This window comes from Streptomyces sp. NPDC050423, assembly GCF_040655445.1.
GTDB lineage: Bacteria > Actinomycetota > Actinomycetes > Streptomycetales > Streptomycetaceae > Streptomyces.
This window is the reverse complement of the sequence record NZ_JBFAJY010000002.1, coordinates 102,831-120,526: the sequence shown is the minus strand read 5'-3', so window position 1 is coordinate 120,526 and position 17,696 is coordinate 102,831. Positions and strand designations below refer to the sequence as shown.

The following is a 17,696-nucleotide window of genomic DNA, read 5'->3' as shown; positions in this document are numbered from 1 at the left end:
AATGTGACAATGTCCGGCGGCTACGTCAAGAGGTGGGCGAGACCTGTGGACAACTCCGCGAAGCATCGGTGCGACGGCCGGGACCAGAGGGTCGGGGTCAGGGGCCGGCCTCCTCCTTGACGGGGTCCCCCTACGGGTCCGTACATCTGGAGTCTGACGCGAATCCAGCCGCCAGGTCTGACGACCGGTGTGGCCCGCGCCACTAACGTCTATGACGTGACTGTCATTGCGACCGAAAGCCTGAGCAAGCGGTTCCCCCGGGTAACCGCGCTTGACCGGCTCTCCTTGGACATCGGCCCCGGTGTGACCGGACTGGTGGGCGCCAACGGAGCCGGCAAGTCCACGTTGATCAAGATCCTGCTGGGTCTGTCTCCCGCCACCGAGGGCCGGGCCGCGGTGCTCGGGCTCGATGTCTCGACCAGCGGCGCCGCCATCCGGGAACGGGTCGGCTACATGCCCGAGCACGACTGCCTGCCGCCCGACGTCTCGGCCACCGAGTTCGTCGTCCACATGGCCCGGATGTCCGGACTTCCGCCCACCGCGGCGCGCGAACGCACCGCGGACACCCTGCGCCACGTCGGCCTGTACGAGGAGCGCTACCGCCCCATCGGCGGCTATTCGACCGGTATGAAACAGCGGGTGAAGCTGGCCCAGGCCCTGGTCCACGACCCGCAGCTGGTCCTCCTCGACGAGCCGACCAACGGCCTCGACCCGGTCGGCCGCGACGAGATGCTCAGCCTGATCCGGCGGGTGCACACCGATTTCGGCATCTCGGTCCTGGTCACCTCGCACCTCCTGGGCGAACTGGAACGCACCTGCGACCACGTCGTCGTCATCGACGGCGGAGCGCTGCTGCGCTCCAGCTCCACCAGCGACTTCACCCAGACCACCACGACCCTCGCGGTCGAGGTCACCGACAGCGACACCCACCCCGACGGCACCGGCGCGCTGCGCCGTGCCCTCACGGACACGGGGATCAAGCTGGTGGGTCTCGACGGGCTGGACACGGAGGGGCTGCCGGGGGCGGGCCACATCCTGCTGATCGAGGCGGCCGGCGAGGAGACGTACGACATCGTCCGCGACAGCGTCGCCGGCCTGGGCCTCGGTCTCGTCCGGATGGAACAGCGACGCCACCACATCGCCGAGGTCTTCCGTACCGAAGAGGCACCGGCGGCGCAGGTCGTGGCGCAGACCGCGCCCGTGGCCGCCGGGGCCGTACAGCAGAAGGGGAGCGGTAGCGATGAGCACTGAGACCGGCGCCGCGACCGGGAGCGACACCTCCCGGATCCACAACATCGGCTACCGCGCCTACGACGGCCCGCGCCTCGGCCGGGCCTACGCCCGCCGCTCCCTCTACTCGCAGTCCCTGCGCGGTTCCTTCGGGCTCGGCCGTTCGGTCAAGTCCAAGGTGCTGCCCATGCTGCTGTTCGGCGTGATGTGCCTGGTGGCGGCGATCATCGTGGCGGTGGCCATCAACATCCCCGACTCGACGAAGCTGCCGGTCAAGTACACCTCCTACGCGATCTTCCTCCAGGCGGTCATCGGGCTGTTCCTCGCCTCGCAGGCACCGCAGTCGGTCTCCAGGGACCTTCGATTCAAGAGCGTGCCGCTGTACTTCTCCCGGCCGATCGAGCGCGGCGACTACGTCATCGCCAAGTTCGCCGCCATGGCCTCCGCGCTCTTCGTACTCACCGGCGCGCCGCTCGTCATCCTCTACGCCGGCGCACTGCTGGCGAAGTTCGACTTCGGCGACCAGACCAAGTGGTTCGCCCAGGGAATGGTGTCGGTGGCGCTGCTCTCCGTGCTCTTCGCCGGCCTCGGTCTGGTGATGGCCGCGCTCACCCCGCGTCGGGGCTTCGGCGTCGCCGCCGTGATCGCCGTACTCACCATCTCCTACGGTGCGGTCTCCACCGTCCAGGGCATCGCCTGGTCGACGGGGTCCACCGGAGCCGTCCCGTGGCTGGGGCTGTTCTCCCCGATCACGCTGATCGACGGTGTGCAGACCGCGTTCCTCGGAGCCACCTCCGCCTTCCCCGGAGGGGAAGGCCCGGGGGCCGGTGCCGGAGTGGTCTATCTGATCGTTGTTCTCGCGCTCGTCGCCGGCTCGTACGCCGTACTGATGCGCCGCTACCGGAGGGTCGGGCTGTGACCACCATCGAGATCGACCACACCTCCCGCTGGTTCGGCAATGTGGTCGCCGTCAACGACGTCAGCATGACCGTGGGGCCGGGCGTCACCGGACTGCTGGGCCCCAACGGCGCGGGCAAGTCCACGCTGATCAACATGATGGCCGGATTCCTCGCCCCGTCCACGGGAACCGTCACGCTCGACGGCAAGGCGATCTGGCGCAACGAAGCCGTGTACCGGGAGATCGGCATCGTGCCCGAGCGGGAGGGCATGTACGACTTCCTGACCGGCCGCGAGTTCGTGGTCGCCAACGCGGAACTGCACGGCCTCGGCGATGCCGAGGCGGCCGTCTCGCTGGCCACGGTCCAGATGGAGTACGCGCAGGACCGCAAGATCTCGACGTACAGCAAGGGCATGCGCCAGCGCGTCAAGATGGCCTCGGCCCTGGTCCACGACCCGTCCGTGCTGCTGCTCGACGAGCCGTTCAACGGGATGGACCCGCGCCAGCGGATGCAACTGATGGAACTGCTGCGACGGATGGGAGAAGAGGGCCGCACGGTCCTTTTCTCCTCCCACATCCTCGAAGAGGTCGAGCAACTCGCCTCGCACATCGAGGTGATCGTGGCCGGACGGCACGCCGCGTCCGGCGACTTCCGGAAGATCCGCCGGCTGATGACGGACCGCCCGCATCGTTATCTCGTACGGTCCAGCGACGACCGCGCGCTCGCCGCCGCGCTCATCGCCGACCCGTCGACTGCCGGGATCGAAGTGGACCTGAGCGAGAACGCCCTGCGCATCCAGGCGGTCGACTTCGGACGCTTCACCACGCTGCTTCCGAAGGTGGCACGGGCGCAGGGCATCCGGCTCCTGACCGTTTCGCCGTCCGACGAATCCCTCGAATCGGTCTTTTCCTATCTCGTAGCGGCCTGAGTAGTGGCCGATAAGGAGCTGTGAAGCGTCATGTACGACCCCACAGTCGCCCGGCTCACCTACCGGGCCCTGCTCGGCCGGCGCCGGGCCGCCATCCTCTTCATCCTGCCCGCACTGCTGGTGATCATCGCGGTGGCGGTACGGATGTTCGCCGGGGCCGATGACCAGGTCGCCTCGGATGTGCTGGGCGGCTTCGCCATCGCCACCATGGTGCCGCTGATCGGCGTGATCGCCGGAACCGGGGCCATCGGTCCGGAGATCGACGACGGCTCGATCGTCTATCTGCTGGCCAAGCCGGTGACGCGGCCGACGATCATCTTCACCAAGCTGATCGTGGCCATCGCCGTGACGATGGTGTTCTCGGCGGTGCCGACCCTGATCGCCGGCCTGATCCTCAACGGCAACGGCCAGCAGATCGCGGTGGCCTACACGATCGCCGCCCTGGTCGCCTCGATCGCCTACAGCGCGATGTTCCTGCTCCTGGGCACGATCAGCCGGCACGCGGTGGTCCTCGGACTCGTCTACGCGCTGGTGTGGGAGGCCCTCTTCGGCAGCCTGGTCTCCGGTGCGCGCACGCTGAGCGTCCAGCAGTGGTCGCTCGCGCTGGCCGAGAAGGTCGGCGGGGGCGGCGCGATCACGTCCGACGTCGGACTGCCGCTCGCGACGGTCCTGTTGATCGTGGTCACCGTGGCGGCGACCTGGTACGCGGGCCAGAAGCTGCGCACCCTGAAGCTCGCCGGCGAGGAGTGAGCACAGAGACCCTGCGATGCGACAACCCCCGTCCGATGGGCGGGGGTTGTCGCATGTCGGACAGTATTACGCGTAACTGTACGGATATCGGTTCGTTGTTCCGGATGCGTGGAGGCAACTGGAATCCGTGACGTCGAGCTTTCGTGAATTCAGGGAATGCCGATGCCGTGGGACACGCCTACGGGCGATATCTCAAGGGTCGGCCATTGAGTACGTGGCACCTGTGAGCGTCCTCCGCCCCTTGAGCCCGGGGAGAGGGCTGTCCCCCCGTCGCTTTCACGATCGGAAGGCATGCTCATGCCCACGGAAATCGCCCTGCTCGAATCGCGCGCGCTGCGCGTCGAGCAGATGGAGCGCGTCGACGCTCTCGACAAGGTGAAGAGCCTTGTCATGCTCCCGGACGGAATCCATGTCCGCACCGAGGAGGTGGCTCGTTACTTCGAAGTATCCACAGCCTCGGTCAGGAGGCTCACCGATCGCCATCAGAGCGAGCTCATCGAGAATGGGATGCGTGTGCTGCGAGGCTCTGAGCTGCGCTCTTTCCATAGCGACATGGTGTCGCTATGGGGAGACGAGCAAGCGGAAAGTTATCCACAGGCGGCCACACAGCTCCGTCTCTACACCCGCAGGACCGTGCTCAACGTCGCGATGCTGCTCCGCGACAGCGACATCGCACGCTGCGTCCGTACGTACCTCCTCGACGCCGAGCAGGACCTGCGGGCGGGATACGCCTCGCTCGAACACCGCGTCACCCGGGTCGAAAGCTGCCTGGCCGGGGTCGGCACCGCTCTCCAGGAACTGGGACCGGTCCTCAACCGGATGTCGTTCCGGCTCGACAGCCTCGACCGGAGGCTTGAGGTCACACAGCAGGTGGTCGGTGCCATGAGCGTGCGGCTGGGCGGGGTGTCCGAGGACATCGTCCGGCTCGACGGGCGGATGGACGAGTTCGTGCGGGGTCTGAAGGATCTGAGCCGCCGCAACAGGAGCCGCTGAGAACCCTGATGTCCGTGCCCACCCGCACCCGCCGCCCGTAAATGGGTGGCACCGGACATCAGGTGCGCGGCACAGTAGGCGGTACGGCACCCGCGGGAACCGCACCACAGACCGGGAGAGGAGCGCGGCGATGACCGACAGTCCGAGTCCGTCGAGCTCCCAGCAGGGCGTGCCCGAGCGGGCCGCGGAGTAGTCGCCGACTGCTCCGCCGAGCCGCTTCGAGCAGCACGCCGGGGCGGCCGTTTCATGCGCATCGCGCGCGGCCGCCCTCCCCCGGAGGATTGGCCGAGTGGTAAGGCAGCGGCTTGCTGAGCCGTCGTCGGGGACAAAACCCCGCGCGCGTTCGATCCGCGCATCCTCCGCCTCAGGCAGCCGGCCCCGAAGACCGTTGGAGCAGCTGCTCCAGCACCACGGCGATCCCGTCGTCCTCGTTCGACGCGGTGACCTCGTTGGCCACGGCCTTCAGGTCCTCGTGCGCGTTGGCCATCGCCACGCCGTGCCGTGACCAGGCGAACATCGGGATGTCGTTCGGCATGTCACCGAAGGCGATCGTGTCCGCCGCCTTCACCCCCAGCCGGCGCGCGGCCAGCGAGAGGCCGGTGGCCTTGCTGAGCCCGAGCGGCAGGATCTCCACGACCCCAGGGCCGGCCATGACCACGTCGACCAGATTGCCGACCGCCGCCCGCGCGGCCTTCGCCAGTGCGTCGTCGTCCAGATCCGGGTGCTGGATGTACACCTTGTTGAGCGGGGCCGCCCACATCTCGGCCGGGTCCTGGACGAAGAGGGCCGGCAGTGGCCCCTCCTGCACGCGGTAGCCCGGACCGACCAGCACCTCGCCGTCCAGCCCGTCGCGGCTGGCCGCCATCGCCAGCGGGCCGACCTCCGCCTCGATCTTGGACAGCGCGAGACCGGCGAGCTGCCGGTCCAGCGTCAGCGAGGTCAGCAGCTTGCGCTCGCCCGCGTGGTAGACCTGCGCGCCCTGGCCGCAGACCGTCAGGCCCTCGTAGCCCAAATCATCCAGGATGTGCCGGGTCCACGGGACCGCGCGGCCGGTGACGATGATGTGCGCCGCACCGGCCGCGGTGACCGCGGCCAGTGCCTCGCGTGTGCGCCCGGAGACCGTGTGGTCCTCGCGCAGCAGGGTGCCGTCGAGGTCGGTCGCGACGAGCTTGTAGGGGAAGGTCACTTGGCGACCGGCTCCAGGACTTCACGCCCGCCCAGGTACGGACGGAGCACGTCGGGCACCCGTACCGAACCATCGGCCAGCTGGTGGTTCTCCAGGATCGCCACGATGGTGCGCGGTACGGCGCAGAGCGTGCCGTTCAGCGTGGACAGCGGCTTGAGCACCTTCTTGCCGTCGCGGGTCTCACGCATCCGGACGGACAGCCGGCGTGCCTGGAAACCGTCGCAGTTGGACGCGGAGGTCAGCTCGCGGTACTTGCCCTGGGTCGGGATCCACGCCTCGCAGTCGAACTTCCTGGAGGCCGAGGCCCCCAGGTCGCCGGTGGCGACATCGATCACCTGGAAGGGCAGCCCGAGAGCGGTGAGCCACTGCTTCTCCCAGTCCAGCAGCCGCTGGTGCTCGGCCTGGGCATCCGCCGGGTCGACGTACGAGAACATCTCGACCTTGTCGAACTGGTGGACCCGGAAGATGCCGCGGGTGTCCTTGCCGTACGTACCGGCCTCGCGGCGGAAGCACGGCGAGAAGCCGGCGTAGCGCAGCGGCAGCTTGTCCGCGTCGATGATCTCGTCCATGTGGTACGCGGCGAGCGGTACCTCGGAGGTGCCGACCAGGTAGAAGTCGTCCTTCTCCAGGTGGTACACGTTCTCCGAGGCCTGGCCGAGGAAGCCGGTGCCCTCCATGGCGCGCGGGCGGACCAGCGCCGGGGTGAGCATCGGGATGAAGCCGGCCTCGGTGGCCTGGGCGATCGCCGCGTTGACGAGGGCCAGCTCCAGCAGTGCGCCGACGCCCGTCAGGTAGTAGAAGCGCGAGCCGGACACCTTGGCGCCGCGCTCCATGTCGATCGCGCCGAGCGCCTCGCCGAGCTCCAGGTGGTCCTTGGGCTCGAAGCCCTCGGCACCGAAGTCGCGGATGGTGCCGTGCGTCTCCAGGACGACGAAGTCCTCCTCGCCGCCGACCGGCACGTCCTCGTGGACGATGTTGCCGAGCCGCAGCAGCAGGCTCTTGGTCTCCTCGTCGGCCTCGCCCTGTGTCACGTCGGCCGCCTTGACGTCGGCCTTGAGCTGCTCGGCCTTCTTCAGGAGCTCGGCGCGCTCCTCCGGAGAGGCCTTGGGGATGAGCTTGCCGAGCGATTTCTGCTCGGAACGGAGTTCGTCGAACCGAACCCCGGACGACCTGCGCCGCTCGTCGGCGGAGAGAAGGGCGTCGACGAGTGCGACGTCCTCTCCACGGGCGCGCTGGGAGGCGCGAACACGGTCGGGGTCCTCACGAAGCAGGCGAAGGTCAATCACCCCTCCAGGCTACCGGTGTCGGCTTCCGTAGCTCGAACCGATATTGACAAGCGTGTCACTTTGCCCGAATTGCCGGTATTGGTAATGCTGGGGAGGGATCCACGGCAAGCGCTCGGGTCTCATCGTCAATAAAGAGGCCCTATTCCCCTAAATGGGGCAGAAGGGTTCATGGATCTTGACGTATCGGCCTTGCCTGGAAGGGGAGTTGGTCGTCGCTTGTCCACAGGGAGAGGCAATTCCCGGAAGTTATCCACAGGCTGTGTGGAAGATCTGTGGACATGGGGGAGATCATTCCGAAAGCGGCGCGAAGGCTCATGGAATCCCGCTTCAAACCCACCCTGCACGCTCGTTCGGGTGGGAATTGCTCGCTCTAAAGAGTTGATCAACGGAATTGGGGTGACACCGGACATCCTGCTGGTCTGTGGATGGATCTGAGTGAACTGGGGAGATTTGTCGACCATGTCGCATTGCGGTGTCGACTTGTCCCCAGGTCGAGACTCACCCCTGTGGATAACTTTTCCGGTGCCGAAAATCCGCTGATCGCACTGGAGGGGCGGGCGCACGGAAGGGCGGGCGCGGAAGGCACGGAAACGCAGGGTGCGAGGCCACGCGGGCGTACGGGGGCGGGTCGGGGAGCGACGGGCCGAGGGCCGCGTCAGGCCCGCCCGTCCAGGTTCCGGGCCAGCCAGTCCGAGGCCACCGTGAACTCCGCGTCCGACGTACCGGCACGCAACGGGCGCACCTCCGCCGGTGTCACTCCGGCCCGCGGATACGAGCCGAGGAAGCGGACGTTCGGGCAGATCCGCTTCAGCCCCATCAGTGCCTCGCCCACGCGGCGGTCGGAGATGTGCCCCTCGGCGTCCACCGCGAAGCAGTAGTTCCCGATGCCCGCGCCCGTCGGCCGGGACTGGATCAGCATCAGGTTCACCCCGCGCACCGCGAACTCCTGGAGCAGTTCGAGCAGCGCACCGGGATGGTCGTCGCCCAGCCAGATGACCACCGACGTCTTGTCCGCACCGGTCGGCGCCGCCGGCCGGGCCGGGCGGCCCACCAGCACGAAACGGGTCTGGGCGTTCTCCGCGTCGTGGATCTCGGTCACCAGCGGTTCGAGCCCGTACGTCGCCGCGGCGAACTCACCGGCGAAGGCGGCGTCGTACCGCCCTTCCTGCACCAGCCGCGCACCGTCCGCGTTGGACGCCGCCGACTCCCATACGGCCTGCGGGAGATGGGCGGCCATCCAGTTGCGTACCTGCGGCTGCGCGGCCGGGTGAGCGGTGACCGTCTTGACGTCGGACAGCTTGGTACCGGGGCGTACGAGCAGCGCGAAGGTGATGGAGAGCAGCACCTCGCGGTAGATCATCAGCGGTTCACCGCTGGTCAGCTGGTCGAGGGTGGTGGTGATGCCGCCCTCGACGGAGTTCTCGATCGGTACGAGTGCCGCGGCGGCCGTGCCGTTCCGCACCGCGTCCAGGGCCGCCGGCACGGAGACCATCGGGACGAGCTCACGGGTGGCGGCTTCCGGGAGCGTACGGAGGGCGACCTCGGTGAAGGTGCCTTCGGGGCCGAGATAGGCGTAGCGCGTGGCGGACATACCGTCACCCTAATGCGCGGTGGTGGCTCAGGACTCCACGATCAATGCGCCGTATTGGCTCAGGATTCCAACAACCGCTGCCCCACGTACTCCCCGGCCGCCGCACCGCCCGGCACCGCGAAGAGGCCGCTCGCCTCGTGGCGGAGGAACGGCGACAGGGCGTCTCCCCGGTCGAGTTTGCGCTGCACCGGCACGAAGCCCCGCAGCGGATCCGCCTGCCAGCAGATGAACAGCAGCCCGGCGTCCGGGGTGCCGTCCGCGGCGATGCCGTCGTGGTACGAGAACGGGCGGCGGAGCATGGCCGCTCCGCTGTTGCGGTCGGGGGAGGAGATCCGGGCGTGGGCGTTGTCGGGGATCAGGAGTTTGCCGTCGGGGCCCGCCTTGTCGAGATCCATGTCGGTGGTTTCGGTGCCGCCGCTCAGGGGGGCACCGTCCGACTTGCGCCTGCCGATGACCCGTTCCTGACCGTCGACCGGGAGCTTCTCCCAGTCGTCGAGCAGCATCCTGATCCGCCGGACGACCGCGTACGAGCCGCCGGCCAGCCATGCGTACGTCGCGTCATCGGCGCCGGACGGGACGAAGACACGGTGATCGAAGTCGCTGTCGGCCGGTTTCGGATTACCGGTGCCGTCGACCTGGCCCATCAGATTGCGGGCGGTCATCGGCTTGGCGGTGGCTCCGGGGGTGCGGTTGAAGCCGTTCATCTGCCAGCGCACGGTGGCCGTCGAAGCGGCCTCCTTCTGTACGGCCCGCAGCGCGTGGAACGCGACGAGCGCGTCGTCGGCGCCGATCTGCACCCAGAGATCGCCGTTGGAGCGGGCGGTGTCGAGGCGGTCGGCGGAGAACGGCGGCAGCGGGTCGAGTCCCGGTGGCCGGCGGCCGACCAGGCCCGTGCGTTCGAAGAAGGTGGCGCCGAAGCCGAAGGTGACGGTCAGCGAGGACGGGCCGGCATCCAGCGCGATGCCGGTGTCGTGTCCCGTGCCGTCCGCCGCGCCACCGGCGGTGGGCTCGCCGGCCATCAGCCGCTGCGCGGCGGTGGACCAGCGGCGCATCAGGGCGGCCGCCTCCTTCCGGCCGGCGCCGGGGGTCAGGTCGAAGGCGATGAGGTGGCCGCTCGCCTGGAGCGGGGTGGTGATCCCCGGCTGATGTTTCCCGTGAAACATCACCTTGGAGGAGCCGACGGAGGTCAGCGCGGCCGGCGCCTCGTCCCGCGTCGTGGCGTAGCCGGCCGCACCGCCGGCCGCCCCGAGCACCAGCCCGGTGGCCCCGGCCACGCCCGCGGTGCCGAGCAGCCGCCGCCGGGAGAGGGCACCGGCGGTACCGGGGCCGGGACTTGTCCCGGCGTCGCTGCTGGTCCTCCTGTTCCCGGCGCGTGAGCCGGTTGAGCTGCTTGAGCTGCTTGAGCTGCTTGAAGGGTTCGAAGTGTTTCCGTTCACGATCCTGCTCAGCCGATCTTCACGTTCTTGTCCACTGTCGTCTGGTCGATGTCCGACGTCCGCACGGTCGCCGAGACGTTCCAGTCGCCCGCTATCGGGATCTGGACACCGGTGAATGTCCAGTGCCCCTCGGCCAGCCGGACCGGGACCACCGGAAGGGGGCCGATGTCCTTGGACTTCAGGGTGAGGGCGAGCTTCACCTCGGGGACGTCCATGGCCTTCCCGTTGGCGTCGTCGATCCAGATGTGGAGCACATTGGTTCCGGTACGGCCTGGGTCGATGTCCATCCGGACCGTGCCCTTGCCGTTCTCGCCGCCGGTGTCGAAAGGCAGCGTGAGGTTGACGGGGCCGCTCGCCGCGGGGGCGGCGGCCGCGTTCGACGTACGGGCCGCCTCCTCCTCGGTACGGCCGGGCTCGGTCGAGGTCAGGATGGTGGTCACCGCCAGCAGAGCCACCGCGACGCCGACTTCGGCCAGTACCGAGCGGCGGAGGCCGGAGCGGTCGGGGTCGGCATCACGCACCCTCTTCTTCTCGGCGGTTGCCACGGCGGCCTTCTGGCGGGCGAGCTGGACGGCCCGCGCCGGGTCCTGCGCCTCCGGCTCGGACGTGGACGTGGCCTCGGCCTCGGCCTCGGCTTCGTTCTCGGCAGTGGCTTCGGTCTCGGCCTCCACCTCCGCCACCGGTGCCGCAGCCGCCTCCCCCGTGCCGGTCGCCAGCCTTCCCGTCCACCGGCGTGAGAACGATGCGACCCCGACGAGGACCGCGACGAACCCCACCTTCACGAGCAGCAGCTGCCCGTACCCGGTGTCGGTCAGCGCGGACCAGGAGCCGAGCTGGCGCCAGGACTGGTAGATCCCGGTGGCGGCGACCACGAGGACACTGCCGAACGCGATCCGGGAGAAGCGCCGTACCGCGTCGGCGGTGACGTCGGGGGTGCGGTACAGCGCGACCAGCAGGGCCGCGAGCCCGCCCAGCCAGGTCGCCACGGCCAGCAGATGTAGTACGTCGACCGGCATGGCGATCCCCGGCTGGATGCCGGTCGACGCGTGCTCGGCGAGGGCCCAGGTCCCGGCGATCCCGGCGGCGATGACCGCGCCGCCGATGGCGAGGCCGAAGGTGAGGTCCTTCTTCTCGCGCTCGTCCTCGCGCTTCGCGTACGCCCCGAACAGCACGGCGACGAACAGCGCACTGGCGCCGAGCAGCAGCAGCCGCGAGACGAGTGCGGCGCCGGGCTTCGTGTCGAGGACCGCCTTCAGCCCGTCGAGGTCGAAGGCGTCCGCGAGCTTCCCGGAACCGGTGTAGGGGTTGCGCAGCAGCAGCATGGCGAGAGTGGCCGCGGTGATGGTCATCCAGCCGCGCACCACGAGGCGTTGCAGCGGGCGCGCGCCCGCCCCGCGCTGCCAGCAGGCCAGCACGAAGGCGGCGCCGCCCGCGAGCACGATGAAACCGGCGTACGCGGCGTAGCGCGCGATCCCGTAGAGGGCGCCGACGAGGCCGCCCCCGGCCTCGTTGTCCGGGAGGGCGACGCTGGTCTCGGAAGGGGCGCCGATGGAGAAGGTGAAGGCGCCGGAGACCGGATGACTGTCGGCGGAGACGGCCTGCCAGGCGACGGTGTACGTGCCGTCGGGCAGGCCGGTGTGCAGGGCGACGCCGTATTTCACGGTGGAGCCGCTGTGCAGATCGAGCGGGGCGGCCTCGGTGTCGGCGCGCTTGCCGTTGGGGTCCAGGACCCGGATGGAGCCCTCGCCCACGGCGACCTGCTCGGAGAAGGTCAGCGTGACCTGCTTGGGTGCGGTGTCGACCACCGCCCCGTCCTGCGGATCGCTCCCGGTGAGCGCGGCGTGAGCCGACGCGGGACCCGCGACCGCCAGCAGCAGACCGAACACCACGCCGACGAGAGCGGCGAGGAGTCCGGCCGCGGCGAGCGGCCGGCGTATGGCGGATACGGACGGGGGCGGCCCGAAGTGCGGGGCGGTGGCTGTCATGGTCTGTCAGTCCCTCACTGCTTCTTCGGGTTGTGGGTGGTCTCCTTCACGGGAAGGTCGACCTTGATGGGGCCGGCCTTCTCGAAGTGCAGCTCCATGGACACCTTCTCGCCCTGCTTGGGCTGCTGCTTGAGCTTCATGAACATGATGTGGTTTCCACCGCGTTCCAGGTCCAGCTCACCGCCCGCGGGTACCGCGAAGGACGTCACCATCCGCATCGCCTGGTTCTTCGTCTCGTGGATCGTGACGTCGTCCGAGAGCGGGCTGGTGACAGAGGTGAGCCGGTCGGAACTGCCGCCGCTGTTCTGCACGACGAGGAAGGCGGCCGCCATGTCGTTGACGGGCTGCGGCATGAACGCGCCGATGACCTTCAGCTCCGGCTCGCTGCCCGGGGAGGAGCACCCCGCCAGCGTCAGACCCGTGGAGAGGGCCAGAACGCCGGCGAGGGTGGTCCGGCGGTTCACGGCTTCTCCCCCTTGATGATCTTGGGGAGGTCCTTGGCGTAGTCGTCGGGCGTGGTGTCCTCGCTGTACAGCGCGTACCCCTTGTCGGTCTTCGGGGAGAACGCCATGACCTGCGAGCCGTGCATCGAGATGACCGTGCCGTCCTTCTCCTTCTTCGGCGCGTCTATACCGATGCCGATCTGCCGGGCGCCCGCCTGGATGGTGGGGAAGTCGCCGGTGAGACCGATGAAGGCCGGGTCCTGGGACTTGAGCCAGCTGCCCAGCGAGGACGGGGTGTCCCGTTCCGGGTCGGTCGTGACGAAGACGACCTGGAGCTTGTCCCGGTCGGCCTCGGGGAGGGACTTCTTGGCGATCGCGATGTTGCTCATGATGAGCGGGCAGACATCGGGGCATTCGGTGTAGCCGAAGTAGATGAGCGTCGGCTTGCCCTTGGTCTTCTCGCGCAGGTCGTACTTCTTGCCGTGGGTGTCGGTCAGGACGAGGTTCGGCTTGGTGAACGGAACGTCGAGCACCGTCGCGGCCTTGGTCTTCGTCTCCATCGAGACGTCGGCGATCGGCTTCTTGCCGTCGTTGTCACTGCCGCCGCAGGCGGACAGGGTGAGCGCGGCCGCGGCGACGAGCGCCGCGGCCAGCACAGACTTCTTAACCATGGAGCACTGATTCCTGGTGGGTCGGTGGGGCGGGTGGGGCGGGTAGTAGGGGTGCGGCTATCGGACCTTGTGGAGGGTCAGACGGTGCGGCGACGGCCGGCCAGGACGCCGAAGGCGACACCGGCGACGCCGATGACGATGCCGACGATGCCGAGGACGCGGGCCGTGGTGTCGCTGGAGGAGGACGCCGAAGCCGTCGTCGTCTCGTCCTTCGCCTGGTCCGCGGCAGCGTTCTTGTCGTCGGAGCCGGCGGCCGCGGCGCCGTGCGCGTCGTCGGTGGCAGCCGTCAGCTTGAGGACCGGAGCGGGGCTCTCGGGCTCTTCGGCCCCGTCCTTCTGCTCCTCGATCCAGCGGACGACTTCCTTGTTGTCGTACGTCTGGACGGCCTTGAACACCAGCTGGTCGGCGTTCTCGGGGAGCTGGCCGACGGAGAGCGGGAACTGCTGGAAGCGGCCGGGCTCGATCTTGCCGCCGTCCGCGGTCCAGGTGACCTTGGAGACGGCCTCGTTGATCTTCTTGCCGTGCATGTCGAGCGGCTTGGCCAGCTTGCTCGTGGTGACGTCGATCTTCCAGCCGGGGACCGCCTGCGGCTGGACGGAGGCCAGCGGGTGGTCGGTCGGGAAGTTGACCTCGAGCTTGGTCGTCGCGGCGTCGTCGCGCTCGTTGGGGACCTTGAAGTTGATGACGGCGTAACCGCCCTTGGCGGCCTCGCCCTGCGGCTGGACGCTGACGTGGGCGGAGGCCGTACCGGCGAGGATCAGCACGGTGGACGCGGCGACGCCGCCGGCGAGGGCGATGCGGGAAACGTTCATGTCAGGGATCACTCCACAAAGCACGAAGGAAAGGTGCTCCGCCGCGCGGGTGCGCGACGGCATCGCGACACCTCTTCCCCTCACGAGCGGCGTGTGTGCGCCGGCCCGCACCGGCACCGGAGAGGTGCTGCGAGGGGCGCGCGCGTCGTGAGGAGGGGGTCGCGTCAGGCTGCGAGAGCGAATACGGGCGGAGGCCCGCGCCTGATCACCATGTGCTGCAAGGGATCCCCGGTGGCCGGATCCGGTGCGTCCACGGCCGTGCGCGGGATGCGCGGCCCGCTCATGGATCCGCCCGGCAGACCGGCGCGCAGGGCGGACACGAGGACGAGTGCCGCGCGCAGCGCCCGCAGCCGGGCTCCGGCCGCGACCTGCTGGGCGCCGCGCGCCGACAGCCGGGCGAGGCGGAACAGGGCGATCTCCCCGCGCCGCAGCAGCCAGCCGGTGGCCAGCGCCGCCAGCAGGTGACCGAGCAGCATGGGCAGGCTGGGGAACATTCCGGCGAGGCCGGCCGCTCCGGTGCCGAGCGTGGCGTCGGAGGGGGCGGCGGCCATGTGCTGATGCGCCTGTCCGGCCACCGACGCCGGGTCGATGCCCGCGGTGGTGACGATGCGATGGGCGTCGGTGGCGTTCAACTGCGCCGGGCCCGCGCCGCAGACGAGGCTTGCCGCGAACCGGATCAGCGAGTCGTCACCGGCCGCGGGCTGTGGCGTCGCGGTGTGCGTACCGACACCGAAGAGCGTGTGCAGTGCGACCTGCCCGCCGGCCAGGGCCGCGGCGATCGACGGCAGCGAGCGTTCGCGTCCGGCCAGGGGTACCGCCACCGCGAGAATCCCGAGGAAGCCGGCGAGCAGGGTCCACCCGGGCACCGCCGTGCAGGAGGCCAGTGCGTGTCCGGCCGCGGACAACGCGACGCAGACCGCGGCGAACACCGCGGCCCTCAGCAGCCGCAGACCGGCTCCGGCGCGTCCCACAGACGTAGACATGGCCGGGTCATCATCGCACTGCGCCCCCGGCCGCCGTACGGCAGGTCCGGAAGGTCAGCTTCCGCCCGATTGGCTGCGTGCCGGGCTGTTGGGGATGGTTGCGGACGGGGTAGGAGCTGCTTTGTGGGCCGGGCATGCACAGGTGTGGCGAGCCCGGGTATCCGCCGAATGAGCGGTCTCACATCCCGTCTGTGCTTACGAACGGCATCGGGCGGCAATAGGTATCGGTATGTCGAGCCGCAGCCAGGAGGCTGGAGCATGAGCATTTGGTGGTCACTCCATCTGCGGCGCGAAGCTGCGAGCGTTCCGCTCGCGCGCCGTTTCCTGCTCGGCACCATGGAATCCGCGGGCGTGGACCCGGACATCTCCTTCGACCTGTCGGTCGCGCTCAGCGAGGCCTGCGCGAACGCCGTCGAGCACGGCGGGGTCCGGGGCGGTCCGGACGATGCCGGGGGGAACCGGGACGGGTGGGACGCCTGGGAAGAGCCGTCCGGTACGGCCTGCGGGCAGTACCGGGTCACCGCATATCTGGACGGCGAGAAATGCCGTATCGAAGTCGCCGATTCAGGCCCCGGCTTCCCCGCCCGCCGCGCGCTTCGCGACGCCGCACAGCAACAGCAACCACAGCAGCACCAGCACCAGCACCAGCAGGAACCGCAGCAGTACGACCTGCGGCAGTTCCAGTCACAGCAGTCCGGGCAGTCCGGGCCGTACGGCGGGCAGCAGGACGGTCATCCGCCGCTGGCCGCCGAGGGCGGGCGTGGTCTCTGCCTGATCGAGCAGCTCGCCGACCATGTCCACTTCGGCAACCGGCCGGGGCGCGGCGGTGCGGTGGTCAGCTTCGACAAGATCCTGAAACGGCGGGAGGGCGCCCTGCTCATGGTGTCCTGAGCAGGGCGCCCTCCGGCGCGCGTCGACGGCCCTGGGCCGGCCGGCGGCAGGTCAGCCCTTGAGCCGGGCCATCCAGGCCTCGACCTCGTCGGCCTGACGCGGCAGCTTGTCCGAGAGGTTCCGGTTGCCGTCCTCGGTGACGAGGATGTCGTCCTCGATCCGGACGCCGATGCCGCGGTACTCCTCGGGCACGGTCAGGTCGTCGGCCTGGAAGTAGAGACCGGGCTCGACGGTGAGGCACACCCCGGGCTCCAGCGTTCCGTTGACGTACGACTCCGTCCGCGCGGCGGCGCAGTCGTGGACGTCCATGCCGAGCATGTGACCGGTGCCGTGCAGGGTCCACCGCCGCTGCAGACCCAGCTCCAGGATCTCGTCCACGGACCGGTCGCCGAGCAGACCCCACTCGACGAGCTTCTCGGTCAGGACGCGCTGCGCGGCGTCGTGGAAGTCACGGAAGCCGGCGCCCGGCTTCACCGCCGCGATGCCGGCTTCCTGTGCCTCGTACACCGCGTCGTAGATCTTCCGCTGCAGCGGTGTGAACGTGCCGTTGATGGGAAGGGTGCGGGTCACATCGGCGGTGTAGAGGTCGTTGGTCTCCACGCCGGCGTCGAGCAGCAGCAGCTCGCCGGAGCGCACCGCGCCGTCGTTGCGCACCCAGTGCAGGGTGGTGGCGTGCGGGCCCGCGGCGCAGATCGAGCCGTAGCCGATGTCGTTGCCCTCGATGCGGGCGCGCAGGAAGAACGTTCCCTCTATGTAGCGCTCGCTCGTCGCCTCGGCCTTGTCGAGGACCTTCACGACGTCCTCGAAACCGCGCGCCGTGATGTCGCAGGCCTTGGCCAGCTCGGCGATCTCGAAGGCGTCCTTGACCACGCGCGCCTCGGAGAGGAAGACCCGCAGCTCCTCGTCGCGCTCCGCCGTGACCTTGTCGGTCAGCGCGGCCTCGATGCCGGCGTCGTGACCGCGGACGTTGCGGACCGGGCCGGTGGCCTCGGTCAGCGCGGCGGGCAGCTCCCGTACGTCCTTCGCCGGGATGCCGAGCAGCTGCTCGGCCTCGGTGAGGGAGTGGCGGCGGCCGACCCACAGCTCGCCCTGGCCGTCGAGCCAGAACTCGCCGTTCTCGCGGTCCGAGCGCGGCAGCAGGTAGACGGTCGCCTCGTGGCCGCCGTCCTTCGGCTCCAGGACGAGGACGCCGTCCTGGGTCTGGTCGCCGGTGAGGTACGCGTACTCGGTGGAGGCGCGGAAGGCGTACTCGGTGTCATTGGAACGAGTCTTCAGCCTGCCCGCGGGAACGACCAGCCGCTCGCCGGGGAAGCGCGCGGAGAGCGCGGCGCGGCGGGCGGCGGTGTGCCCGGCCTGAGCGATCGGCTCAAGTCCGTGCAGCTCGGTGTCGGCCCAACCGGACTTCATGCTCGCGGCGAGCTCGTCGGAGACGCCCGGGTACAGGCCGTTCTTCCGCTGCTTGACCGGCTCTGCCTCTTCGGTCTCCGGGTTCTCCGGAATGAGCTCCTCAGACACGTTCTGTCTCTCCTTGATACGACACTGGACCCCCTCCATCGTACGGGCGTACGGAAGGGGGCCCAGGGCCGGAAGACCTCTTACCCGGAGTGCCCGG

At 69.4% G+C, this 17,696-nt stretch carries 16 protein-coding genes and 1 tRNA gene; 7 read left to right on the top strand and 10 right to left on the bottom strand.

Translation table 11 applies throughout. The features are described 5' to 3' along the window. Positions 1 to 216: 216 nt before the first annotated feature. The 6 genes from AB0I52_RS02090 (at position 217) to AB0I52_RS02065 (ending at position 5,162) form a co-directional block, all read left to right on the top strand. A complete protein-coding gene (locus tag AB0I52_RS02090; protein ID WP_363068012.1) occupies positions 217 to 1,251 on the top strand; it encodes an ABC transporter ATP-binding protein in 1,035 nt (344 codons plus the stop codon). Next, on the top strand, positions 1,241 to 2,149 hold the full coding sequence (locus AB0I52_RS02085) for an ABC transporter permease (RefSeq protein ID WP_363068011.1): 909 nt from the start codon (positions 1,241 to 1,243) through the stop codon (positions 2,147 to 2,149). The genes AB0I52_RS02090 and AB0I52_RS02085 overlap by 11 nt, the downstream gene beginning before the upstream one ends. Then, positions 2,146 to 3,057 carry an ABC transporter ATP-binding protein gene (locus AB0I52_RS02080; protein WP_363068010.1) on the top strand — a complete coding sequence of 304 codons (912 nt, stop codon included), beginning with the start codon at positions 2,146 to 2,148 and terminating at the stop codon, positions 3,055 to 3,057. Before AB0I52_RS02085 ends, AB0I52_RS02080 begins: the two co-directional genes overlap by 4 nt. A 30-nt stretch (positions 3,058 to 3,087) precedes the next feature. Then, on the top strand, positions 3,088 to 3,807 hold the full coding sequence (locus AB0I52_RS02075; protein ID WP_363068008.1) for an ABC transporter permease: 720 nt from the start codon (positions 3,088 to 3,090) through the stop codon (positions 3,805 to 3,807). 297 nt (positions 3,808 to 4,104) lie between these two features. Beyond that, positions 4,105 to 4,800, top strand: a complete 696-nt coding sequence (locus AB0I52_RS02070) for a hypothetical protein (RefSeq protein WP_363068006.1) — start codon at positions 4,105 to 4,107, stop codon at positions 4,798 to 4,800. A 275-nt stretch (positions 4,801 to 5,075) separates the two neighbouring features. Further along, positions 5,076 to 5,162, top strand: a tRNA-Ser gene (locus AB0I52_RS02065). Between the two features lie 2 nt (positions 5,163 to 5,164). Here the strand turns inward: AB0I52_RS02065 and AB0I52_RS02060 are convergent. The 9 genes from AB0I52_RS02060 to AB0I52_RS02020 form a co-directional block, all read right to left on the bottom strand. Next, positions 5,165 to 5,986: an HAD family hydrolase gene (locus AB0I52_RS02060; protein WP_363068004.1), complete on the bottom strand. Its 822-nt coding sequence runs from the start codon at positions 5,984 to 5,986 to the stop codon at positions 5,165 to 5,167. Beyond that, positions 5,983 to 7,272: a serine--tRNA ligase gene (serS, locus tag AB0I52_RS02055; protein ID WP_363068003.1), complete on the bottom strand. Its 1,290-nt coding sequence runs from the start codon at positions 7,270 to 7,272 to the stop codon at positions 5,983 to 5,985. Before serS ends, AB0I52_RS02060 begins: the two co-directional genes overlap by 4 nt. Positions 7,273 to 7,927: 655 nt before the next feature. Beyond that, positions 7,928 to 8,863 carry a prephenate dehydratase gene (gene pheA, locus AB0I52_RS02050; RefSeq protein ID WP_363068001.1) on the bottom strand — a complete coding sequence of 312 codons (936 nt, stop codon included), beginning with the start codon at positions 8,861 to 8,863 and terminating at the stop codon, positions 7,928 to 7,930. Between the two features lie 59 nt (positions 8,864 to 8,922). Continuing rightward, positions 8,923 to 10,299, bottom strand: a complete 1,377-nt coding sequence (gene efeB, locus AB0I52_RS02045; RefSeq protein ID WP_363067999.1) for an iron uptake transporter deferrochelatase/peroxidase subunit — start codon at positions 10,297 to 10,299, stop codon at positions 8,923 to 8,925. An 8-nt stretch (positions 10,300 to 10,307) separates the two neighbouring features. Continuing rightward, positions 10,308 to 12,284: a copper resistance protein CopC gene (locus AB0I52_RS02040; protein WP_363067997.1), complete on the bottom strand. Its 1,977-nt coding sequence runs from the start codon at positions 12,282 to 12,284 to the stop codon at positions 10,308 to 10,310. Between the two features lie 14 nt (positions 12,285 to 12,298). Further along, on the bottom strand, positions 12,299 to 12,748 hold the full coding sequence (locus tag AB0I52_RS02035; RefSeq protein WP_363067995.1) for a copper chaperone PCu(A)C: 450 nt from the start codon (positions 12,746 to 12,748) through the stop codon (positions 12,299 to 12,301). Beyond that, on the bottom strand, positions 12,745 to 13,398 hold the full coding sequence (locus AB0I52_RS02030) for an SCO family protein (RefSeq protein WP_363067993.1): 654 nt from the start codon (positions 13,396 to 13,398) through the stop codon (positions 12,745 to 12,747). The genes AB0I52_RS02035 and AB0I52_RS02030 overlap by 4 nt, the downstream gene beginning before the upstream one ends. Before the next feature lie 77 nt (positions 13,399 to 13,475). After that, positions 13,476 to 14,210, bottom strand: a complete 735-nt coding sequence (locus AB0I52_RS02025; RefSeq protein WP_363067991.1) for a YcnI family protein — start codon at positions 14,208 to 14,210, stop codon at positions 13,476 to 13,478. Between the two features lie 164 nt (positions 14,211 to 14,374). Beyond that, positions 14,375 to 15,193: a hypothetical protein gene (locus AB0I52_RS02020; protein WP_363067989.1), complete on the bottom strand. Its 819-nt coding sequence runs from the start codon at positions 15,191 to 15,193 to the stop codon at positions 14,375 to 14,377. 258 nt (positions 15,194 to 15,451) lie between these two features. Between AB0I52_RS02020 and AB0I52_RS02015 the strand changes: the two genes are divergently transcribed. After that, positions 15,452 to 16,084, top strand: a complete 633-nt coding sequence (locus AB0I52_RS02015; protein WP_363067987.1) for an ATP-binding protein — start codon at positions 15,452 to 15,454, stop codon at positions 16,082 to 16,084. A 51-nt stretch (positions 16,085 to 16,135) separates the two neighbouring features. On the opposite strand, the gene AB0I52_RS02010 is transcribed toward AB0I52_RS02015, so the two are convergent. After that, complete coding sequence (locus AB0I52_RS02010; RefSeq protein ID WP_363067985.1) at positions 16,136 to 17,599, bottom strand: aminopeptidase P family protein; 1,464 nt, start codon at positions 17,597 to 17,599, stop codon at positions 16,136 to 16,138. Between the last annotated feature and the right edge of the window lie 97 nt (positions 17,600 to 17,696).